The sequence below is a fragment of the Micromonospora sp. WMMD1274 genome (assembly GCF_049179035.1).
GTDB classification, from domain to species: domain Bacteria; phylum Actinomycetota; class Actinomycetes; order Mycobacteriales; family Micromonosporaceae; genus Micromonospora; species Micromonospora tulbaghiae.
In genome coordinates this window covers 581,218-602,629 of record NZ_JBMHMG010000001.1, presented here as the reverse complement: position 1 = coordinate 602,629, position 21,412 = coordinate 581,218, and the positions used below count along the sequence as shown (strand labels likewise).

The window sequence follows — 21,412 nt, the reverse complement described above, 5'->3', positions numbered from 1 at the left end:
GTCTGTCAAACGAACGTCTTACAGTCCCACGTATGGCACAAGTCGTCGAGCACCGCGCAGCACGCCGCAACCAGGCGTCCGCAACCAATGCCCCTGCTTGGGAGAGCTTCACGCAGACGTTCGGCGCCTGCTGCTCGGCACGCCTCGCACCACCGGCGATTGGCATGCCGCATTCGAGAACGTCGGCGCAGCCCTAAATCACCAACGAGAAAGAGGCACTCTCGCCCGTGGCCTACGGGCAGTAATCGCATTGCATGTGATCTTCCACTGGAACAGGCTCGGACTACCCGCCACCACCCAAGCCACCCTCGCCCAAGCGGCCCAGGAAGCCATTTTCGGCCTGCCTGATCCGCGCTCGTCAGGCTGAAGTCAGATGTACCAGGGACGAGAGGGGCATATCGCAAATGTTGTCAAGGCGGACGCACCAAGCCGTCCTCAACCTCGCCGGAACCAACGACGCCAGCCAGCTCCTAAGCCATCCTGCCCCGCCGCGGGCACCGGCTGCGCGTCACCGGTCAGAGGCTGAACCAGCTTCTCCGCCGCAGGAACGAACAGCAGCCGACGAATCTCCTCGGCGTCCTCCTCACGCCAGGCATCGAAGAGATCTAGCGTCGTGATCACCGGTTCGGCCTGAGCGGCCAGGAACTCGGGGCGGCCGTATGGCTGCCGACTCCGTTCCTGCGGGGCGACCCGGAGCTGGTGACCCAGGATCAGGGCGCCGCCCACCACTGGAGTGACACCTGCTAGCTTCTCCCACTCCCGAAGGTGACGAACGAGATCCTGATAGGCGCGCTCCGGAGCGCTGCCACTGACACCCTTCACCTCGACCAGCCGCGTGCGACCGGCGTACGTACAGAGCAGATCAGCGTTCTTGGTGCCGCCTAGTTCTTCGTCAAGGTCGAAGACATCGACTCCAGCCGACTCCAGTACTGTGCGGACGGCGACGACGAGCTGCTTGCCGGTGCCGTAAAGCAGCCCCTCACGGACCGTAGATGCCATAGCCTGGGCTTCCTCGAGATCGCGCTTCAGCGCGCGTTGACGAGTGACGTAGTCGGCCTCAAGTTCAGCCAGCGCCGTTCGCACATCACGTTCACGGCGGGTCATAAAGGTCTGGTCGGTCGCGAGTTGACGCCTCGCCCGACGCATCGCGCCTGGGACGAACTCCGGCAGTGCCTGCTCCCGCAACCACTCGAGGAGAAGTGGCCACGGCGTCTCAACGGGCACGACGTAACGCCGCTCGACACCATCCGGCGAGATCCATGCCGCCACGACCGGCTCACCGAGCTCAGTTTCTAAGATCGGCACTAGACTGCCTTCGGCGGGATGCTGGACTCGCCCGTTGTACGACTCAAGCGTCGCTCCGCTCAGCGACAGACTGCGCCACCGGAGTGCCGGGTTGCAGTTCAGCATCCGTAGTGCGAGCTGGCCGTCGGCGTCACCGAGATCCTCGGCAGCCCGTACCCGGGCACCCTTGCCGATCGGCCGACTGCTGACGCTCGTGTAGGTCTGGCCGATAGAGACGGAGCCATCGTGTTGGAACAGGGCACTGCGCGGCTTGTCTTCGAGGTCACCAATCGGGCTGATCACTAGGGCGGTCTCGCCTCGGCTCTCGGCGCCCTGCCGGAAGCGGTTGAACTCTTCGGCGCCCTGCCCGGAGTAGACACTCGGCTGCAGAGCCACTGCACAGTCGGCGGTGTCGAACCCCACCCATCGGGGTTCAAATCCGTGGGCAGCCCAATCGAGAGTCGCACTGGCGATCGTTGGGCGACGCTGCTCCTGCAGCCTCGGTGCTGCTTCCTCACCAAACTGGCGCTGCCGGGACTCGATGTCGTCCCAGTGGTCAGGTGGCTCAGACCCGACGTGGACCGGGATCGGGAGCTGTGTCATGCCGCAGCTCCGGCAGACGGACCAGCGAAGTGAACGGCGAGCTGCTGCATTTTGCGCAAGTACATCGGGGCGATCGTCAGGTGGACCCGCGCCGTGTCCTCGTCGATTTGCCGCCCGGTCGGATGACCCACCTCGTTGCGAGTCAAGCGAATCAAGTCAGCGATGGCGTCGAGCGTGAGAGCGTCAGCGAGCCCGTCCGGCAGATCCTGTCGAACCGGCTCGATGCGCTTTCGGAACTCCGTCCACAGCGCGAAGTAGTTGCTGCGTGGCTTGGCGAGCTCCTTGGCCATGGCCGGGGCGCCGGCCGTCAAGGAGGTGGCGTAGGACTGGGCCATGACCAGGAAGGCGCGCTCGGCGGCGACGCCGAGCATGACGGAAGTGGCTAGGTAGCACCGCCCGTTGAAGGACTGCAGGGCCTCAGTGAGGTACAGCTCGATGAGGTCGTCGAGATCCGGGATCTCGCGGCGGATCCGATCCAGGTAGCCATCCGGATCACGCGGCTCCCAGCTGCCGCCCTTGGCGACTCGTTGCCCATCAGCCGAGAGGCGCCACTGCCAGTTGTCAGTGCCTGAGCCCTGGCCGACGGTGTCTAGGTAGACCAGACCGTCGCCGACAAGACTCCATAGTGCTTCCCACACCTCTGCCTCGGAGCAGCCGGTCTCCTGCGAGATGGTGCCCACGAGGTACGGACGACCGAATCGTGAGGCAACTCCGTTGCCGAGGCGTTGGAGAACAGAACGCCGAACATTCACAGTCATGGAGCCAATCGATCGACAAAGACTGACGGATTTGGGTGCTTCGGACTATTGGTCACTTCTTGTAGCGATGGAGAAAGTCCTTGGCCAGCTCCTGCCAGCCTTCGGCCGGGACGTCACCGTCGATCCAACCCGCCGCTTGGTCGACGTCGACTTCGCCGTCCGACCAGATGTTTCGCGGGTGTATGGCAATCTCGCGCCCGCTGGTGTCCCAGTAGAAGTTGAAGGTGTGCTTGCCCTCGTCGGCACGGGTCATCACCCGGGCGCCACCGCTGCCGTGGCGGATGTCGGTGTCGACCTGGGAGAAGCGGTGCCGGTACTCCCACGACCGCCAGGCGCCCTCGAAGGAAAGGTCGATGGCAACCTTGTCCCACGTCAGCGTGAAGCGGTCGCACATGATCAGGCCGAGGGCCATGCCCTCGGAGACTGCATTGCGCTGACGCGACGGAGTGATCGCCATAGCTGGAATGCTAGCCAACACTGCCGACATTCCGAGGTGGCGACGGTCGCACTCGCCAGCCCCAAAGGTTGGAGAGGATTTGACCAGGACCACCACGTCGATCACGGCTGACCGGAGGGGCTGAAGGGAGAGCCAGCGCTAAAGCCAGCCACGATGGCGAGCCGGCTGGCCGCGTCCTCGCGAGCCGAGCTTCCCCAGTTACCCGGGGCATGTCGGCCGCCAGCGTTCATCTAGATCGTGACCGGCCAGCGACTCGCCCGGAGGCACCAGACCCACGTGCTCGCTCATAGGAGCTCTGGGCCCACGGATCAGAGTAGGGGAGTCGTCTCAGAGAAGACACCATAGTGACTCTTATCGGTACACCTCTCTGTAGACATAATTGTCATTCTGTGCGCCCACGCCTACCTCGCCGTCACCGCCGCCCAGGCCAAAAAGGGGCACCGAATCCGATGACGGCCTCATTGCCCTCACCCTCGGCGAGGTCCGACGTCTCCTGGCACACCTGATCACCGCAGCCCGACCGTTCGACCACATCCATCAATGGTCACGATGGCGACACCGATACCAGTACCGCGCCAGGAGGGCCCACTACCAGCGAAGACTCCGACTCCATCAGGTACGGCTGGAGTACTAGCCCTATCCGACCGGCCCTCGCTCGGCCGCGTCCGAGCCCTCATTGCTGGGCGCGCACGTCGCGGCGGGGCGCGGCGACCAAGCCGGCGCGATCGCGTTTGACACCGAAGCGCGGCGAGTCTTCGATTACGTCGCGTCGGCGGACGGCGAGGCTCAGAAGGAGGCCGACCGGACACGGCCGGCAGGGGGGGGCTCGTCAGGGGCAGACCGGCGGATAGTAGGCCGAGGACGATAGTCACGACTTGGTCAGTCAGGTCACTGTCCGGTGAGGGGCGCGGCAGCCACGGTTGCCCACTGGTAGGTGCGGTGTTCTCGGCGCAGCGCGATCAGCGTTGCCTGTCGGATGGTAACCCGGGCGGGTTGCTGGTGGCGGAGGTCGTTGAGGCGGTCGCGGATCGGTTCGGCCGGTGTTTGTGAGCCGCTGTAGGCGATCGTGACGTGGGGGCGGAAACCTTCGGCGGCCTCCGGCACGGTCTGCCATACCGCGCCGATGGCCTCGCGGATAGTGGTGCGGAGTTGTTCGACGCGGTGCCAGGGACGCACGAGTAAGCCGACTCCTTCCGCGTCGGGGTCGACCGGGCCAAGTGACAGCTCCAGAGGCGGCAGTTTCGTACAGCGTCGCTGGGTTTCGGCGACGATCGCCTCGATGTCGCTGTTGTTGACCTCGTCGGTGAAGCCGAGCCCTTGCATGGTCAGGTGCAGCCCGTCGAGCGGCACCAAGTCTAGTCCGGGCAAAGTGAGTTGGCGTTGCAGGTCGGTGACGAGGCGATGGAGTTCAGGCTGACGTTCGAAGGTGAGGTGCCATGTGTAGAACTGACGGCCGGCTCGCCAGCCCGGGCGCCAGTACCAGTGGTTGGTGAGTTCGGGCAGGTTCTGGTAGGCGGTCCAACGCTCGTGCAGGTTGGCCAGCTCCCGGCTGTTCATGGCAGCGATGGTAGAGCGGGCCGGGCGGCGGTACCGACCTGTGTGCGGTCGACGAGCATGTCGGCGACGTGCCGTAACGCCGGGTGATGGGCGAACGGCTGGGCGGTTGTGAGGAACTGGCGGGTACGTTGGTGGACCGACTCGAAGCGCTGGTCCGCGGTGAGGGCGAGCGCTTCCTCTGCCAGCACGGCGGCCTGCTCCGGATCGGGGTCGCTGGCGTGCAGGTGTGCAGTGGCCAAGTCTAGGCGGCTTAGTGCTTGCGGGCCGGCGAGCTCTGCGGTGTCGAATGCCGTGATGGCGATGGCGAGGTGACTGGTGACCCCTGCGGTGCGGCCGAGCGCCAGGTAGGCGGTCGCCGCATTGGCCGCAGTCCTTGCCTGGCAGTACGGCCCGAGGGCAAGACTCGCGCTGACCTCCGAGCTGGCCGGGCGGTCGGACAGCATGGTGAATGCGCGGTCCACGGCGCGGTCGACGCCGTACCGGTCACCGAGGCGGGCGAGTGCCCGGGCCTGCCCGTTGATCGTTAGTCGGATGCGGTGTTCGCCGGTGCCGCTGCGCTGCAGACCGTCCTGGGCGTAGGCCAGCGCATCGTGATAGTCGCCGGTGTAGAAAGCGATCAGGCTTTGCGTGGCCCGCGTCCAGGCTTGCACCTCGGGCTGCTGGGCGGCCTCCGCGAGGTCGAACGCTTCGGCGGCGTAGGCGTGCGCCAAGCCGAACACGCCGAGGTCCAAGGCGAGCGCGCCGAGAAGTCCGGACAGGTGGGCGGCGACAGTGTAGAGCCGAGCACGTTGCGGTGGATGTTGCCTGCCTGCCATGAGTTGGTCGACGTAGACGCGTAGCGGTCGCATGCGTGCCATGAGTGCTGCCGGGGTGAGGCGTTCGTTGTCGGCGATCGCCTGCCGAACCTCCGATTCGATGTACGCCAGGCGGGCGTCATCGTCCGTTGAGGACCTCAGCGCCAGTCGACGGGCGTCAACACTGTCCTCGTATTCCCACAGAACAACGTCGTCATCCGCCTCCAGGCCATCGCGACTGGAACTGGCGACAGATGCCACCGGCCCGGACGCAGCCCTGCCCTCCTGAATCGCCGACACGCGGCGTAGGCCGCGGTCTAGCTCGGTGATGCGATCGTACTCAGCGACGAGCGCGCCCCCGCTCCGCAGCACTGTGTCGCAGCGCGACCAGAAAGTTCGGTCGGGATGTTGGTGACCGGTCTCGGTGTTCGCCACGGAACTGCGCCCGTACTGCACGAGCTGCGCAAACTCATGCTGGGTGTGGCCGCTGGCCCTTCGGAGCTGAGCCAGACGGCGACCGAGCGCACGGCGGGCGGTCCTGATCTCGTCGCTGTCAGCCACGCTACTCACTCCCATCCCCACGAGCACGGCGGATACAGCTTGTACCGAATCCGGCAACATGGCGTGATAGTTCCTCGATCGCCGAGCAACATCAAGCCCGTCAGACAGCTGTACACCATCCATGGCCGCCTACCGCATTGGGCAGGTGCCCATTGTCCTGATCGATGCCTGCCGGTGGTCGCGTGGCGATGTCGGAATTCTGTCGGAGTTGCTGTGGTGTCTGGCGACAATGCTGGAGGTGGGCGATGGTGCTCTTGCCGACTCCGTTTGGGCCTTCGATGACGATGAACGGGCTGATCACCCCTTGGCATCGGGGATTGGCAGCATTCGGCGGCCGTTCGGGCCGGCGACCGGGCGGGTGTACGTGTCGACGTAGCCGACACGCCAGCCGGACCCGACCGCCACCGCGGAAGGGCAGCCGTTGCCGCACCGTCCACAGGGAGTGCTTCACGATGAGTTTCCCAGTGGTAGTCGGGTGGACCTGGTGGGCAGTGATGTTCCGAGCAGTTGTGCGGCCCCGTGGAGTTGTCGTAGCACGACCTGGGCGTGGCGCCGGTCGGTGTCGGGCCGGTGGTGGCCAGCGGCGGCAGTGGTGAGAAACCACCAGGCCGCCCAGACCCGGTGCCAGCCCAGCGCCCACCGGGCGGCCGGAAGGCCGCCCCGGTCGGCTTCGGCGTCTGGGTGCCCGCCGGCAGCGACATAGGTGCTGATGAGCCGGGCGAGCAGACGGGGTTCGGGTGGCGTGCGGGTGCCGAACCAGGTCGCTAGGTCGAGCAGCCCTGGGCCGGTGAACGCTTTCGCCCAGTCGACGAGGCGGCATCCGGTGCGGCTGACGTGCAGCGAGGTGTGGTGGAACTCGCCGTGGCACAGCCCAAAGGGTGGCCGTTCGGCGCCATCGGCCCTGCGGCGTGCGACGGCGGCCAGCCGGTTCAGCGATTCCTCGATCGGCCTGGAGTCGGGGAAGCGTTCCTGCCGGCGGAGCGCGTTGAGCGCGTCGAGTGCTTGTCCGGGTAGCCGAGCCAGGCCCGCCTGGTCGAACATGGTCAGCCCGGTGATGTCGTCGATGGCGTGGACCCAGCGGGCAGCGGCGGCGGCCTCCGCAGCGGTCGCCGCCCGGACCGGGCCGCCGAGGTCGTCCATCAGCATGCCCAGCGTCTCGGGGCGCTTCGCGTAGCCGTGGAGCACCGGCACTGCGGCTTCCCGCTCGTTGAGCGCCCGCAGCACGGCGGCCTCGCCGGTGAACGGCGCGGCGGCGACCTTGCAGACCACGCTGCTGCCGTCGGCGAAGAACAGCCGTTCAACGGCGGACAGCTCCCACTCCTGGATGGCCTGTCGCCCGGTCGGCACCCGACGCGCGCCGGTGAGCAGGTCACATCGCAGCTGCGCGAGGAGGCGCTCATCGAGCCCGGGGGCGTTCACCGCGTACTCTCAGTGTGGATGCCGGTGACCTGTTCGAGCCTGGCCAGGACGGCGTCGAGGTGCGCCGACATGCTGGCCGGCACCCGAGGTTGCGCCGCGTGTTGGAAGGCCCGGAAGTGCGGGAGCAGCGCGCACAGCACCGGCCGACGGGCGAAGAATCCGGTCACGTTCCCGGTTGCCCGGGCCCGCCGCAGCAGTGAGGTCAGCGCGACGATCTTGTCGGCGGTGGAGGCGAGCAGCACCGGTTGGTCATCGACACGGATGGGCGGATGGGGCCGGTCGAGGGCCTGGTGTTCGGCCTGGAGCGCGGCGATGATCCGGGCAATCTCAGGCCCGTATCGGGTGGTGAGGACCTGGTAGACGTCCGGCGAGGCCGGGGCAAGCTCGGGTGCGTCGTGAAGCAGCGCTGCCGCGATCACCTCGGGCGGCGGGGCGGCCACGTGGTCACCGATGGTCACCGCGACCCGGACCGCATGGGCCAGGGCCGGCCGGTCATCGATCGTGTGCCCCGCGCACCAGGCTCGGGCGTCACGCAGGGCACGCTCGATGACGACGGGGCGGGGAGGCGATAAGACCGTCATACTCTGATACCTCCTGATTGCCGTACGATCGGCGCTATGTCCGGGCCGCTTCCGCACTGGTGCGAGCAGACCTGTGTCGTGTGTCCTGGGCAGCAGCTCGGGCCGGGCCAGTTCGACGTGGTCGACCGACCCGGGCCCGAGTTCGCCTACCGCCCGGATGTCGGCTGGCGGGCCACCGCCGACGGAGTCGCTGTGTGCGTCCACCCGTTCCGGGTGGGCCTTCCGCCCGGCCGTTACGCCTCGGCCGGGGCACCGGTCCCCGTTCAGGCGCCTCGACCAACGCCGACACCGCAGGCGCTGGAGTTGCCTGCCGATGTGGTGGATCTGGAAGGCTGGCTCGTCGCTGTGTTGCGGGACGCGCCCGCGGAGCAGATCTTCACCGCGGTGGCCCGCGCCGAGCGGTTGGCCGCCGAGCGGTTCGGCGCGAAACACACGGTGGCGGCGCTGCGGCGGGTGCTGTCGGTGGAGCTGGCTAGCCGCTGACTGCCACGACCGTTTCCGGCTGGTCGAAGTCGAAGTCGTGGCTGCGCCCGTCGCGGCCGAGGCCGGCCGCCTGATAGTGGGCGTTGAGCAGGTCCAGGCGCCTTGTCACTTCGGCCGAGTCCAACCAGTACCGCAGCGGCTGCTCACCCCACCCCGCTGCGGCGTAGAACGCGTCGGTCACGCATCCGCGGGTGTAGGTGAACTCCTCCAGCTCTGTCGCGTGCGGGAAGACCACGCCCAGGTCGGCCTGCATCCGGGACATCAGCGTGAACTGCGCCAGCACCGCGTGGATCATCTCGTCCACCGGCGCCGGCACCAGCAACTCGGCGGCCTGCTCGTCGCCGCCGGACAGCTCGAACACCGCGGCTTTGAGCGCGAGCACCCGCAGTGCCTCGACCAGCAGCGGACCAGCGTCGCGTTCCAGGGACCAGCGGCTGATCGCCGGGTAGCCGGTGAAGGTGGCCCAGCAGCTGGAGTACTTCATCGACGAGCCGTGCAGCCGGTCATACGCCGGGTGTGCTCGCATCCGGTCGAGGATCTCGGCGGCCCGGCGGCCGACGTCTGCTACAGCCGGCATTGATCGACTGGTCATGGTGCATCCCTCCCTAGGGGCAGTGGACACGCAGGAAACCGCTCGCCGCGCCGCGGCCAACGGCCCCGCACCACCTGCAGGGCCGCAGGCGGTGACATGGGCATCGAAAGCCGACAAGGCCAATGTCGATAAGAGCCACCATCGGCTTCCGACATTTCTCTGACATCGCTGCCCGCGTCAGGTCGTCGTCGCGCGATTGTCGGCAGATTGTCAGGACCGGCCGCTAAACCTGGCCGACATCGACCGAACTCGCCTTAAGTCGCTGTGTCCGGTGTCAGCGGCGCCGCCGAGGTGTTACCGACCGGTCAGCCGAGTCGCCTTACTGAGGGAGAGTCAGCCGTGTCCATTGCCAGGATGCTACTGCTCCTGTCGATCACACCGGCCCTCGTGACGGTGACAGCGGTGCGATACAACGTGCGGACGGGGGTGATCAACAGCATGAACGTCCCGCTGGTACGAGGTGCGGAGTCTGTTCCCAACCGGCCGAACGGACGTGACGATTCTGTTCGTCGGGTACTCGGCTTGCAGGTTCCGGATGAGGCGGTGGTCTGCGCGACCGGCGACGACGTTCCTGTGCTGGCCGCGCTTCTGGCTCAGAATCTGTGGGCCGGATCGTTGGGTGCGTGGCTGGTGCCTGACGCGGCTGTGCGCGCTAGGGCTTTGCGTCGGTATGCCGAGTTCGTACTGATGTATGCGGTGCGGCACGGCCGGGTCGACACGACCGAGGATCGTGCCGCGGTCGCGGTGTGGTTTTCGCGGCTGGAGCCACCGCCGACCGGTGCGGGGTGGGGGTGTGAGCTGCGCCGGTTGCTCGGCCCGTTCGCGGCGCGGTTTGTGGTGCTGCACGCGGTGGTGCCGCGTACGCCGCATCACTATCTGGCACAGTTCGCGGCCCGTCCCGGGGAGGCCGCGGCGGCGAGGGCGTTGCTGGCGAGCTGTCACCGGGTCGTGGATGCCGAACGGCTGCCGGCGTACACGCAGGTGTGCGGCAGCGAACCTCGCGAGAGCTTGTTTAGCCAGCTCGGCTACCTGCCGCGGTCACCGTTGCTGTTGGGGTCCGGTGGCCCGGTGCTGTGGCGGATGTACCGGCCAGGCCGTGGTGGTGAGCGGCGTGACGGCCTGCCCCGGCGTGTGCGGCTGCACCGGGCCGCGGCGCCTTTCGCCGGCGCAGGGCCGTCGGCGGCGCCGCCGTTTCCAGGTCGGGTCGACACGACCTGACAGCCGCTTCGGCACCTGGATACACGACTGCTGGCCGCCGGCCAGCGGGGCGGTTGCATACACCTTCCCCTCGATGCAAGGAGGTATTCCTCATGCTGGCTGCTACGACCCGTTGCCCGATGCGGCAACGACGGCCGAATGCCGGCCGGTGGCTGTTGGCGTGGCTCGGTGCTGCGCCCGCCGGCGCCGCCGCCGTCACGGACGCGGGAGCTGTGACGTCGCGCGAGCTCGTCTGGGGATACGCGATCAGGCGGGAGTGGCCGGACGGCAGTCACGACCTGTTCGGGTTCGCGTCGGACGCTCGCGTCGCGCAGCGGCGGCTCGGTCGGGACCAGGACTACTGGCGGAGCGGCCCGGTACGGCCCGTGGCGGTGTACGTCGTGCCCGCGAGCGCGGCCGACGTGGACGGTCACCCGGTGGACGGCTGCCGCCGCCCCGGCTGTCCCAACGTGCCGGAGCACTCGCGCTGTCCGGACTCTCCGGATCGGGGGCAGCGGTGAGGTCGACGCACGTGCAGGTGGCCCTCGCCCGGCGGACGTTGACTCCGTTCGGGCTGTGGGTGTTCGGGGCGGCGGCGTCGGCGCCGATGGTGGTGCTGGCAGGAGGCATCGTCGCCACCTACGCGACCACGGGGGTGGAGGCGTTGCCGCTGGTGTTCGTGCTGGTGGCCGGCGTCGTGGCGGTGCTCGCGGTCGGATACACGGCGATGGCCCGGCAGGTGGGGCACGCGGCGGCGTACTACGGCATCCTGGCGCACGGTCTGGGTCGTAGCTGGGGTGTGGCCGCCGGTCTGGTCGCCCTGACCGCGTACAACGCGATCCAGACGAGCCTGTTCGGGTTGTTCGGCGCGACGCTGGCCGGGCAGCTCGGCGGCGCGTGGTGGGTGTGGGCGGGCATCGCCGTGGCCGTGGTCGGGGTGGTAGGTGTGCGGGCGATCGTGCTGTCAACCCGCGTGCTGGCCGCCGTGCTGGCGGTATCCCTGCTGATCGTCACCGCGTTCACGTTGGCCGGTCTCGGGCAGCCGGCGGACGGCGGGTTGTCCTGGGAAGGCTTCGACGCCTCGAGCCTGGCGGTCAGCGGTATCGGCGGTGCGGTCGCCTTCTGCGTGGCCGCGTTCATGGGCACCGACGCGCCGGGCTCGTTCGTCGAAGAGGCCATCGACCGCCGGTCGGTCGGCCGGGCCACCATCGCCGCGGTGCTCGTCCTCGGCGGGGTGTATGCGGCAGCGGCGTGGGCGATGGGCATCGCCGCCGGTCCCCGATCCGTCGCCGACGTGGCTGCCGACCCTGCGGCGGGCCTGCCGTTGTCGGTGCTGGAGCGCCTGGGCGGCTGGTGGGTACCGCTCGCGCAGACGGTACTGATCTGCGCGGTCATCACGTCGATGCTGGCCTTCCATTCGGTTATCGCCCGGTATGTGTTCGCGATGGCCCGGGAAGGCGTGCTGCCTGCCGGGCTCGCAAGGACCGGCAGCGCGACTCGCGTCAGCGCGCCGCGCGGCGGTTCCCTGACGCAGACCGGCATCGCCGTCGTGGTGGTGGGCGGGTTCGCGTTGTCCGGCGCGGACCCGGTCGCGGTGATGTTCACCTGGCTGTCGGCCTTGGGCGCGATGGGCTTGTTGTGCCTGCTCCTGGCCGCCTCGGTGGCGGCGGTGCGAGCACCGGCCGGCCTGCGAGGCCCGAAGGCCGGCGTGTGGGAATGGCGGCTCGCGCCCGTGATCGGTGTGGCGGGCGGGGTGGTGGTGCTGGCCTTGATGGTCGGCAACGTGGACTCCCTGCTCGGCGCCCCGCCGGGGTCACGGGCGCCGCTGCTGCTGCCCGCGATCCTCGTCGCCACGGCCGTCGTGGGCGGGTTGTGGGCCGGGCAGGTGCGCCGGTCCCGTCCGGAGGTCTACGCCGGTATCGGCCGTGGCACACCGGGCACCCATGCCGTACCCGACGCCATCAACGTCTCCATCTGACAAAGGGGCGCAAGCGATGAGGACTCACACGGCGATGACCCCGCCTGGCGGACGCTACGGCGTCGATCCCCTGCATCCCGGCTGGCGGCCGGAACACCCTCCGGCGGCGCCACCGGGCCCGCGCGCCCCTGCGGTCGGCGCCCCGCCCGGCTACCACGCGCCGGGGGAGCACCACCGGCCGCTGCCGCCCCCGGCCCCTCCAACCCCGCCTGCGGCAGTACCCCCGCCGGACATGCCCACGGACCAGCCTGCGCAGGACGGAAACGAGGTGCCGGGACAGGCGCGGCGGTGGGCGGATCTGCGCGTGCAGGTCGCCTACCGGTGCAGGCGGCTCAACACCGGCCACATGGTCGAGGCGGACCAGCGCCACGACACCCGTGAGGCGCTCGGCCCGCACGCTCTGATGCTGTTCTTCGTCTCCGAGGCACCGGCCGAGCCGCACGGCTATCTCCTGCACACCGCCTACCGGCTGTGGCTGGCCTCCCCGGAATCCGAGGACCTGCCCCGGCTCCTGGCCGACCTAGCCGAGGTGGTCCGGACCAACATCGCCCGCGCCGCCTCCGCCAGGCGGCGGTGGCATCCGCTCGGGCCGGACGCCTCGATGGTCAACGGCGGAGACATGAGCCCGCCGCCGGGCGCCACCTACGTCGGCGTCGGGGTCAGCACCCTCGACTCCGACCAGGGCCGCTGGCAGCAGGTCGCCCGCACCCTCCGGGACGGAACCGGCGGCCGGTACCTGTCGGCCTTCGACCTCAAGGGCCAGTGCTACGTGCTGCTGACCGACGGCACCGCCCTGCACCTGGACCGTGACCCCCAGGCCCGCATCGGCGTCGACGGGATCCGCTGCACCAAGACCCTCGACCCGGACCGGCCCGCCTACTGGCACAACCCGCACGCCAACCTCACCGAGCAGGGCGACGACGCCACCCGCGAGCTGTGGCGACGACTCGGCACGCTCCACCACACCCTCACCTCCCACCTGCACGGCGGACGGCCGGCGTGACCCACACCCTGAAACTGGCCGCCGCCGCGGACCTGAGCCGCGCGCCGATCGACATCACGGCCGTGCTGGACCACCTCGTGCGCGAAGCCGACGCCACGGCGGCGACGAGCATCGGGTTCCCTGGCGCTGTGGACCTCGACCACACGGAGGTCATGACCCGCCTCTGCGGCAGGCTATGGAACAACATCGGCGACCCCGCCGACGAGGGCGGAATCGCGCACACCCGGGCGCTGGAACGCGCGGTCATCACGTGGACAGCCGACCTGCTCGCCATGCCCGCCCACGACCGGTGGGGCTACGTCACCACCGGCGGCACGGAAGGCACCCTGTCCGCCCTGCACGCCGCGCACCGGCGGAAACCGACGGCACGGATCTACTACTCGGCCGCCGCCCACTACTCCGTGGCCAAGGTGGTGCGTCTGCTCGGCGCGCACGGCATCCTGGTCCACGCGCGCCCCGATGGGGAGATGGACTACGCGCACCTCGCCGAGCAGCTCCACCGGCGGCGCCGCTTCCCGGCGATCGTCGTCGCGACCGCCGGCACCACCATGACCGAGGCGGTCGACGACACCAGCCGCATCCGCGCGGTCCTCGACGACCATCACGCAGGCGGGCATCTGCACGTCGACGCGGCCCTGTCCGGCATCCCCCTGGCCCTCGACGGACGGCTGTCCCTCGATGACGCCAGCGGCATCGGCAGCGTCGCGATCAGCGGCCACAAGTTCTTCGGCACACCGACGCCGTGCGGCATCGTGCTCATCCGCGATCACCTACGCGCCGCCGGTCCCCGGGTGGCCTACACCGCCACGGCGGACACCACCATCACCGGCTCCCGCTGCGGCCTGTCGGCTGCGCTGTTGTGGCATGCCATCGCCGTTCACGGACGGGAGGGGCACCGGTGGCGGGCCAGCGAGGCCCGCCGGCTGGCTGCCTACACCGTCGAGCGGCTCAACGCCGTCGGCTGGCCCGCCTGGCGGCACCCGCACGCCTTCACCGTCGTCCTGCCCACCCCACCCGAGCACGTACGCCGAAAGTGGCTCCTGGCCACCGACGGCGACACCAGCCACCTCATCTGCATGCCCGGCATCACCCCCGGCCAGGTCGACGCCTTCGTCGCCGACATCGCCGCCACCCGCCCGCCAATCCGGCCGATCCCGCGGCCGAGACCGGCAACAGCATCTCCCGCCAGCTCCCACGCGCGCTGACCACACCAGCACCAGCCACCCCACCGACGAAAGGCAACCATCATGACCACCGGATACGTCTTCCATCCCGAGTACCTGTGGCACGACACCGGCACCAGCGCCGGCCTGCTACCCGCCGACCCGACCGCCGGCGTCCAACCCGCCGTGCACGTCGAGAACCCCGACGCGAAGCGACGCGTCCACGAGCTGATCCACGCCTGCAGACTGCTGGGCGAGCTGATGGTCATCGAGCCTCGCCGAGCCACCGTCGCCGAACTGACACGCGTGCACACCGCCGCCTACGTCCAGCACATCAAGACCCAAAGCGACCTACGCGGCGGGGGAGGTGACGCCGGAGACGGTTTCTCGCCGGTCGGGCACGGCAGCTACGACATCGCCCGCCTCGCCGCCGGCGGGCTGATCGAACTCGTCACCGCCGCCGCCCACGGCGACATCACCAACGGCTACGCCCTGGTCCGCCCACCCGGCCATCACGCCACCGCCAACCAGGGAATGGGTTTCTGCCTGTTCAACAACATCGCCGTCGCCGCCCGCCACGCCCAAGCCGAACTCGGGCTCGCACGCGTCGCGGTCGTGGACTGGGACGCCCACCACGGCAACGGCACCCAGGCCATCTTCGACGACGACCCGAGCGTGCTCACCATCAGCCTGCACCAAGCCGGCTGCTTCCCACCCGACTCCGGATGGACCCACGAAAACGGCACCGGCGACGGCACCGGCTACGCCCTCAACGTGCCCCTACCACCCGGAAGCGGCCACGCCGCCTACCTCAACGCCATGCACCAGGTCGTCCTCCCGGCGCTGGACCGCTTCGCCCCCGACCTGATCCTGCTCGCCAACGGCTTCGACGCGAACGTCTTCGACCCCCTGGCACGCCAGATGCTCACCGCCGCCTCCTACCGAGAGATGACCCGCCTGCTCGTCGGCGCCGCCGACCGGCTCTGCCACGGCCGGCTCATCGCCGCCCACGAAGGCGGCTACAGCCCCTTCTACACCCCCTACTGCGCCCTGGCGTTCCTCGAAGAACTCACCGGCACCACCACCCACGTCACCGACCCCCTCGCCGCCGTCGTCGCCGGGTACACCGCCGAGCCCTTCCTGCCCCACCAGCGCGAGGTGATCGCGGCAGCCGCACAGCTCGTCGAACGGATCAGCCCAGCCGCCACCAGCATCACCGGCTCCCCGTAAGGCAGCACCAGCACCTGACGCCACCGGCATCACCCGCCACGCCGACATCCGGAGGACCGCCATGACAACCACGCTGCCGGCCCACGCCGGGCCGATACACCTACTGCTGAACCCGAGCATTCACACGGTCCTGGACCGACTCGACATCCGCACCAACCAGCGGGTGCTGGACGTCGGCGCCAGCGAGGAGAGCACCACCCTCCTGGCCCGGCTCGTCGGCCGCTACGGGTCCGTCACCGCCGTCGACGCCGACACCAGCCACCTCACCGACACCGCCGTCATCAACGTCCACCAGCTGGACCTGAACCGTGACCCGGTGCCCGGCCACGCCGCCGGCTACGACCACATCCTCGCCCGCTGGCCCCACGGCACCCTGCGCGACCCCGCGGACCTGATCGAGCAGATGACCACCCGGCTGCGCCCGGGCGGCTGGCTCGTCCTCGCCGACATCACCACCACCGCCCCCCGGATCTACCGGGCACCCGACGACGAGTCCGCCACCCTCATCCACACCGTCCTGCAGCAGGCCCACCGCGCCCTCACCGGCCCGCATGGCGCGACCCGGACCGCCGACCCCGAAACCCTGCTGTTCAGCCACGGCATGGTGCAGCACTGCATCCACACCACCACCGAGACCTGGACCGGCGCCGACCCCGGCTGCCGGCTCCTCGCCGACGTCATCACTCACCTGCGTCCCGCCTGAACATCACCAACGCGGACGCTGACCGGTTCGCCGACCTCATGACCGACCCCCGCGTACTCCTGGGCTCCTACGAACGCCGGGCCATCCACGCCCGCGCGCGCAGATGAGGCACGACAACCATGACCCACCTGACCCTCACGGCCCGCCGGCAACGTGTCGCGCTCCTCGGCGGCAGCCTCGTCCTCGTACTGCTCACCGCCTGCCATGCCGATCCACGACCGGCCGGCACCGCGCCCGCCGCACCGCGCCCCGCCAGCACACCAGCTGCAGCCGCCACCGTCGCTGGGCTCACCGCCCAGCAGCGCCTGAACCTGCTCGCCGACACCATCAGCACCGCCCCCGCCGACACCACCGACGGACTGCCCTACACCTACCTGCACCTGCAGAGCTGGGCACGCGCGAGCACCACGATCGTCCGCACCGACGTACGGCGCTGGCGGCACGCGGACGGCTCCGGCCGAGAGATCATCCGTTGGGCACCGGACCTGCACGGCCTCAACCACCAGTCCACACCGCAGGAGCACCAGGAGTTCAGCCGGGCCGTACCGCACACACTGCACCACGGCATCGGTGACCTGCACCCCCACCTCCCCGGGGACATCCCCGCCAACCCCCGCGAGCTGATCCGACTGCTCGCGCCGCCCGCGCTGGCCGACGAGCCCGCCTACCCCAGGATCCTGACCAGCGGCATCGTCGAACTGACCACCAGCCAGCACCTCAACCCACGGCAACGAGTGACGACCCTGCGCGCCCTGGCAGCGGCCCCCACCTCACCTACAAAGGCACGACAACCGACCTCCCCGGCCGGACCGGCATGTCCTTCCAGATCGTCGCCGACGGATCCACCTCGATGCTGCTCATCCACCCGGACACCGGCGACCTGCTCGCCGCGACCGAATAAATCAACCGCGGACGCCGGCCCGGCCTGCACTCCTACACCCTCCTGCTGGCCCACGCCCGCACCCGCAGCCCTGACATGCCCACCTCACCTACCACGGCCGCAGCGGTGACTCGCCTGCGGTGACATGACAAGCCGACCGGCCGCCGCACCCAAAGGGAAGACGCAGCGGCCGGGCCCTCGTGGCCGGCGACAGCGGCTCTCCCGTCCCCTACCGCCGGCCACCCCAACCAGCACGACGACAAAGGCAGCAAGAGAAAGGCAGGGCACGAGGTGCCGCACCACATCCGGGCCGCGCGGTGGCGCGAACAGGACATCGTCGCCACGGTGATCGCTGAGGCCCTCCAACCCACTCCCATCGCTGCCTGGCTGATACCCGACCAGGAACAGCGAGGCCGGGTCCTGGCCGATGTCGCCGCCATCTGGGTCGAACACGCCATGTTCTACGGCGACGTCCACGTCACCAGCGACCTCACCGCCGCCACCGTCTGCTTCCACCAATACGGGCCCGTTCCACCACCCGCCGACTACGCCACGCGCCTCGCCACAGCCGCCGGCCCACACGCCGAGCGTTTCCGTCTCCTGGACGACATCATGGACAGCCGGCAACCGACTACGGCGCACTACCACCTCGCCTTTCTGGCCGTGCGCCCCACGTACCAGCGGACCGGCCGGGGCCGGGCGCTGACGGAGCACCTGCGCTGTCGGCTCGACCTCATCGAACTGTCGTCCTGGACACTCACCCTCCCCGCCGGGCAACACCTCCTCGCCCAGGCCGGCTACGACGCTGACCACGCGATCGCGCGCCTGGCCGAGGACGTCACCATTCAAGCGATGTGCCGTCGCCCCGGCCAGCGCGACCAGACCGCCACCGCAGCGCTCCGCCCGCCCGGCTGGCCGCCGTCACGACCCCCGAGCCTGACCCGGAACCATGGATGTGCCTAAGACGCACCGACCAGCCGGCCTCCTGCACAAGTGATTGGACGTGCCATGAGGCGGTTGCGTGTTGCCTACGCCGGCCATGACTCTTTCTCCTCATGTCTGGAGCTGCTAGCCCAGCATGCGGACTGAACCGCCCCGGATCTTGTAGAGATCCACCGAACCCGGGGAACATCACTTGCCCCCTTGGGAAGGATCGAGAGATGGCAGCATCGTAGCTGTATCCGCAGGAGTTGCGGGAGCGGGCGGGAGCCGCCCTCCGCGTGATGGCCAGCCAGAGAGCCCACCATGCGCCCGGCGTTCGCGGTAAGACACGGCATCAGATCCGTCCAAGATCGCGAGCCGTCACTATCCTCATCTCATGACACAAGAGGATGACCTTCGAGCAGGCGTCGCGAGGTTGAAGCAGCGCCAGGAGTCCGGCAAGCAGTCCGCAGCAGAGCTTCAGCAGACAATGAACGACCCCGAAGGCGCGCGGCTCCTCAAAGAGGCGTACCGCCTCCGGGGTGAGGCCGAGGCCATGGGGCGACCGAATCTCGTAGCAGTGGCGAATGAAACGATTCGCAACCTTGAGGCTGCGACGCAGCAAGCGCGCAACGCCGCCACGAACCTGGCCGCCGCTGATCTCCAGGCCGAGGAAGCCATTGCCTTCGGAGAAGGAGTGCTTGATCGTCATGGCGGGGGCCACGGTCCTAAGTGACTAACTGAGTGACAACCCTGACGAGCAGCCGCGGACGGCGGCGGTCAACCTCGGTCAGTCGCAAAAGCCCAGCCCTACTTCGGGCGCTGCTTGCTCGCTATACAGCATTCCTTCAGGACGAAGACGTCATCGCAGCTCGAACGTGAACCTCTCCTCATGGCCAGCCTCTTGGTCCTCGGCCTCCACGGCTCGCAGGAGGCCACAGATCCTTTCGAAACGCTCTCGCTCCGAGACTCCTCTCGCTGGCCTGCCAGTCAGTCCAGACCACGGCGACCGGACGGGGAACATCCATACTCAGTCGGTCCCACAGAGCATCCAGATTCGCACCGTAGTACGGCCCGAAGTCGAGAGCACGGGCCAGGAGTTGGTGAAGGTCGGTTTCGGTTCGCACCTCGCGGCCGTCGATCTTCAAGAGCACGTGTCCTCACCCGTCCCTGCTGGCAGCTACGCCACCGACGCGCGTCTCGTCTGTGCCAGGCCCGTGCCCGATCCGTGCCCGACACAGCGGTCAACACGGGGCGACAGGGATACGTGACCTGCCCAACGGTCAACGTTCGTTAGCGATCTCCCTGGTGCTGCAACTACCCTGGCAAACCGCTCGGCGTCGCCATCGCGTTCCTCGCCCTGGCCGCCTACAACGCCATGCAGGTGGGCTTGTACGGCGGATTCGGGCCGATCCTCGAAAGCGACCTGGCCGCACGGACCGGCATCAACGTTCCGTGGTGGTCGTGCGCCTACGCGGCACTGGCGGTCATCGCCGTGCTCGGCGTCCTGCGCATCGACCTGAACGGCAAGATCCTCGCCGCCATGCTTGTCGGAGAGATCGCCATTGCACTGGTCTACGACGCGGTCATGGTGACCCACCCGGCGGGCAACACCGTCAGCTTCGACACCCTCGCCCCGGACCATCTGCTCGCTGCAGGCATCGGCGCCGCCCTGGTGACAGCGATCACCGGCTTCGTGGGTTTCGAGGCCACGACGGTGCTCGCCGAAGAGGTCAAGGACCCACGCCGCACCGTCGCCCGCGCCACGTACATCGCAGTCACTGTCACCGGCGTGCTCTACGGACTGTCCGCCTGGGCGATGTCCGTCGCTACCGGACCCGACCGTATCGTCAACGCCGCCGGCGAGCAGGGCACCGACTGATGTTCAACCTGGTGTCCCCGTATGTCGCCAGTGAGATCGTCAGCATCGGCAGGATCCTGTTCATCACCAGCCTGTTCGCCGCCCTGCTGTCGTTCCACCACACCGTCGCCCGCTACCTGTTCGCCCTCGGCCGCGAACGCGTCCTGCCGTCGGCGCTCGCCCGCACCGGCCGCCGGACCCTCGCACCGGTCGTCGGCTCACTCACCCAGACGGCCATCGCCGCGGTGGTGCTCGCCGGGTACGTGTGGAGCGGCGCTGACCCCATCGTCAACTTGTTCTTCTGGATCACGGTGACCGGTGGCCTCGGCGTGCTGGTCCTGATGACCATCACCTCCGTCGCCGTGGTCGCGTTCTTCGCTCGGCGGCGGCACGACGAGAACGTCTGGCGCGCCGTGATCGCGCCCGCGATGGCCGCGCTCGTGCTCGGCGCGATCCTCTTCGTGACCGTCCAGCAGTTCGACACGCTGCTCGGCGTCGCCCCGACCTCACCGCTGCGGTGGCTGTTCCCCGCCGGGTACGCCGCCGTCGCCGTCCTCGGCCTCGCATGGGCGCTGTACCTGCGGCGCTCTCGGCCCGACGTGTACGACGCGATCGGCCTGGGCGTCGAAGCCGAATCCCTGCAACACCGGCATGCCGCGCCCGCCCGGCTGCCGGCATAACCCACGGAGTCCCGATGCCCACGCAAACAATCCGCCGAGCCACCGAAGCCGATGCGGTCGACCTCCTGCCCGTGTTCGTGGAAGGGTTCCTCGACGGGCCGATCGCCGACTGGCTGATCGAGGACCGCGACGAACGGCGCATCATCTACGAGCGCTACTTCCGCCTGATGCTGCGCCAGGGGCTGGCGAACGGCTGGGTCGACACCACGGCTGGCCTGAACGGCGCCGCGATCTGGTACCGGCGGCCGGCGGCCGCGGCCGGCCCGCCGCCCGGCTACCAGGACGACATGGCGTACGCCACCGGCAGGCACCTCGCACGGTTCCGCCTGATCGACGCGATGTTCGAGGAGCACCGTCCCCGGATCGAGCACATCTACCTGGCGTTCATCGCCGTCGCTCCGGGCCACCAAGGCAAGGGCGTCGGCACGGCGTTGCTGGCGCACGCCCACGCCGAACTCGACGAGGTCGGGCTTCCCGCGTACCTCGAAGCGAGCAACGCGGACAACATGCGGTTGTACAAGCGCCTCGGGTGGGAGGCCAGCCCGCGGCTTTTCCTGCCCAAGGCCGGGCCGCCCTTCTGGCGGATGTGGCGCAGCCAGCCGGATCCCACCGCGGTCGACGTCACCCCCTGACGTTCGCCGCGAATGAAGCTCCTGCCGCCCGCTGGCGGCGGCAGGAATGAGGGCCCGGAAGCGTGACCGCTAGTT

General features: G+C 69.0%; 21 protein-coding genes and 4 pseudogenes. 15 read left to right on the top strand and 10 right to left on the bottom strand.

The genetic code is table 11. The features are described from left to right. Nucleotides 1–35 precede the first annotated feature (35 nt). Nucleotides 36–367: pseudogene (locus ACN27D_RS02355) on the top strand (thiopeptide-type bacteriocin biosynthesis protein); the annotation flags it as partial. A 68-nt stretch (nucleotides 368–435) separates the two neighbouring features. On the opposite strand, the gene ACN27D_RS02350 reads toward ACN27D_RS02355, so the two are convergent. From ACN27D_RS02350 to ACN27D_RS02340, 3 genes are all read right to left on the bottom strand, one after another. Then, on the bottom strand, nucleotides 436–1,887 hold the full coding sequence (locus tag ACN27D_RS02350) for a hypothetical protein (protein ID WP_421498440.1): 1,452 nt from the start codon (nucleotides 1,885–1,887) through the stop codon (nucleotides 436–438). Next, nucleotides 1,884–2,567, bottom strand: coding sequence for a hypothetical protein (locus tag ACN27D_RS02345; protein WP_421498439.1), 684 nt, complete (start codon nucleotides 2,565–2,567; stop codon nucleotides 1,884–1,886). The genes ACN27D_RS02350 and ACN27D_RS02345 overlap by 4 nt, the downstream gene beginning before the upstream one ends. 130 nt (nucleotides 2,568–2,697) lie before the next feature. Further along, entirely contained in the window at nucleotides 2,698–3,102 is a 405-nt protein-coding gene (locus ACN27D_RS02340; RefSeq protein ID WP_421498438.1) for a hypothetical protein, read from the bottom strand. Nucleotides 3,103–3,732: 630 nt separating this feature from the next. Here ACN27D_RS02340 and ACN27D_RS02335 point away from each other — a divergent pair. After that, nucleotides 3,733–3,916 (top strand): annotated as a pseudogene (locus tag ACN27D_RS02335) (XRE family transcriptional regulator); the annotation flags it as partial. 74 nt (nucleotides 3,917–3,990) lie between these two features. Here ACN27D_RS02335 and ACN27D_RS02330 read toward each other — a convergent pair. Next, complete coding sequence (locus tag ACN27D_RS02330) at nucleotides 3,991–4,659, bottom strand: 2'-5' RNA ligase family protein (protein WP_400324206.1); 669 nt, start codon at nucleotides 4,657–4,659, stop codon at nucleotides 3,991–3,993. Between the two features lie 1,111 nt (nucleotides 4,660–5,770). Then, nucleotides 5,771–6,029, bottom strand: a pseudogene (locus ACN27D_RS02325) (helix-turn-helix domain-containing protein); the annotation flags it as partial. A 106-nt stretch (nucleotides 6,030–6,135) separates the two neighbouring features. Here ACN27D_RS02325 and ACN27D_RS02320 point away from each other — a divergent pair. After that, entirely contained in the window at nucleotides 6,136–6,390 is a 255-nt protein-coding gene (locus ACN27D_RS02320) for a hypothetical protein (RefSeq protein WP_421498437.1), read from the top strand. Between the two features lie 71 nt (nucleotides 6,391–6,461). On the opposite strand, the gene ACN27D_RS02315 is transcribed toward ACN27D_RS02320, so the two are convergent. Then, the gene (locus tag ACN27D_RS02315) at nucleotides 6,462–7,433 is read right to left on the bottom strand and encodes an aminoglycoside phosphotransferase (RefSeq protein WP_421498436.1); all 972 of its coding nucleotides are present in this window, start codon (nucleotides 7,431–7,433) and stop codon (nucleotides 6,462–6,464) included. Continuing rightward, on the bottom strand, nucleotides 7,430–8,014 hold the full coding sequence (locus tag ACN27D_RS02310) for a metal-dependent phosphohydrolase (protein WP_421498435.1): 585 nt from the start codon (nucleotides 8,012–8,014) through the stop codon (nucleotides 7,430–7,432). Before ACN27D_RS02310 ends, ACN27D_RS02315 begins: the two co-directional genes overlap by 4 nt. A gap of 36 nt (nucleotides 8,015–8,050) precedes the next feature. Here ACN27D_RS02310 and ACN27D_RS02305 point away from each other — a divergent pair, with 36 nt between their 5' ends. Further along, nucleotides 8,051–8,497, top strand: coding sequence for a hypothetical protein (locus tag ACN27D_RS02305; protein ID WP_166457771.1), 447 nt, complete (start codon nucleotides 8,051–8,053; stop codon nucleotides 8,495–8,497). Here the strand turns inward: ACN27D_RS02305 and ACN27D_RS02300 are convergent. After that, nucleotides 8,487–9,089 carry a hypothetical protein gene (locus tag ACN27D_RS02300; protein ID WP_421498434.1) on the bottom strand — a complete coding sequence of 201 codons (603 nt, stop codon included), beginning with the start codon at nucleotides 9,087–9,089 and terminating at the stop codon, nucleotides 8,487–8,489. The genes ACN27D_RS02305 and ACN27D_RS02300 overlap by 11 nt on opposite strands. Before the next feature lie 339 nt (nucleotides 9,090–9,428). Between ACN27D_RS02300 and ACN27D_RS02295 the strand changes: the two genes are divergently transcribed. From ACN27D_RS02295 to ACN27D_RS02255, 9 genes are all read left to right on the top strand, one after another. Continuing rightward, nucleotides 9,429–10,307: an N-acetyltransferase gene (locus tag ACN27D_RS02295; protein ID WP_421498433.1), complete on the top strand. Its 879-nt coding sequence runs from the start codon at nucleotides 9,429–9,431 to the stop codon at nucleotides 10,305–10,307. Between the two features lie 212 nt (nucleotides 10,308–10,519). Then, entirely contained in the window at nucleotides 10,520–10,807 is a 288-nt protein-coding gene (locus tag ACN27D_RS02290; protein ID WP_421498432.1) for a hypothetical protein, read from the top strand. 11 nt (nucleotides 10,808–10,818) lie between these two features. Next, nucleotides 10,819–12,264, top strand: coding sequence for an APC family permease (locus ACN27D_RS02285; RefSeq protein WP_421501097.1), 1,446 nt, complete (start codon nucleotides 10,819–10,821; stop codon nucleotides 12,262–12,264). A 232-nt stretch (nucleotides 12,265–12,496) separates the two neighbouring features. Further along, nucleotides 12,497–13,267, top strand: coding sequence for a hypothetical protein (locus ACN27D_RS02280; protein WP_363732204.1), 771 nt, complete (start codon nucleotides 12,497–12,499; stop codon nucleotides 13,265–13,267). After that, complete coding sequence (locus ACN27D_RS02275; protein ID WP_421498431.1) at nucleotides 13,264–14,472, top strand: histidine decarboxylase; 1,209 nt, start codon at nucleotides 13,264–13,266, stop codon at nucleotides 14,470–14,472. The genes ACN27D_RS02280 and ACN27D_RS02275 overlap by 4 nt, the downstream gene beginning before the upstream one ends. Nucleotides 14,473–14,514: 42 nt before the next feature. Continuing rightward, nucleotides 14,515–15,660 carry a class II histone deacetylase gene (locus tag ACN27D_RS02270; RefSeq protein WP_421498430.1) on the top strand — a complete coding sequence of 382 codons (1,146 nt, stop codon included), beginning with the start codon at nucleotides 14,515–14,517 and terminating at the stop codon, nucleotides 15,658–15,660. A 61-nt stretch (nucleotides 15,661–15,721) separates the two neighbouring features. Continuing rightward, complete coding sequence (locus ACN27D_RS02265) at nucleotides 15,722–16,363, top strand: class I SAM-dependent methyltransferase (protein ID WP_421498429.1); 642 nt, start codon at nucleotides 15,722–15,724, stop codon at nucleotides 16,361–16,363. A gap of 119 nt (nucleotides 16,364–16,482) precedes the next feature. Beyond that, nucleotides 16,483–17,373, top strand: coding sequence for a hypothetical protein (locus ACN27D_RS02260; protein ID WP_421498428.1), 891 nt, complete (start codon nucleotides 16,483–16,485; stop codon nucleotides 17,371–17,373). Nucleotides 17,374–17,534: 161 nt separating this feature from the next. Beyond that, nucleotides 17,535–18,206, top strand: coding sequence for an N-acetyltransferase (locus tag ACN27D_RS02255; RefSeq protein WP_421498427.1), 672 nt, complete (start codon nucleotides 17,535–17,537; stop codon nucleotides 18,204–18,206). Nucleotides 18,207–18,519: 313 nt separating this feature from the next. Here ACN27D_RS02255 and ACN27D_RS02250 read toward each other — a convergent pair whose 3' ends face one another. Together ACN27D_RS02250 and ACN27D_RS02245 are read right to left on the bottom strand one after the other, a co-directional pair. Next, entirely contained in the window at nucleotides 18,520–18,876 is a 357-nt protein-coding gene (locus ACN27D_RS02250; protein WP_421498426.1) for a hypothetical protein, read from the bottom strand. Nucleotides 18,877–19,054: 178 nt separating this feature from the next. Further along, nucleotides 19,055–19,318, bottom strand: a complete 264-nt coding sequence (locus tag ACN27D_RS02245; RefSeq protein ID WP_421498425.1) for a barstar family protein — start codon at nucleotides 19,316–19,318, stop codon at nucleotides 19,055–19,057. Between the two features lie 170 nt (nucleotides 19,319–19,488). Between ACN27D_RS02245 and ACN27D_RS02240 the strand changes: the two are divergent. Continuing rightward, nucleotides 19,489–20,705, top strand: a pseudogene (locus ACN27D_RS02240) (APC family permease); the annotation flags it as partial. Between the two features lie 14 nt (nucleotides 20,706–20,719). Then, nucleotides 20,720–21,337 (top strand): GNAT family N-acetyltransferase, encoded by a 618-nt coding sequence (locus ACN27D_RS02235; RefSeq protein WP_421498424.1) that lies wholly within the window; start codon nucleotides 20,720–20,722, stop codon nucleotides 21,335–21,337. The last annotated feature ends 75 nt before the right edge of the window (nucleotides 21,338–21,412 follow it).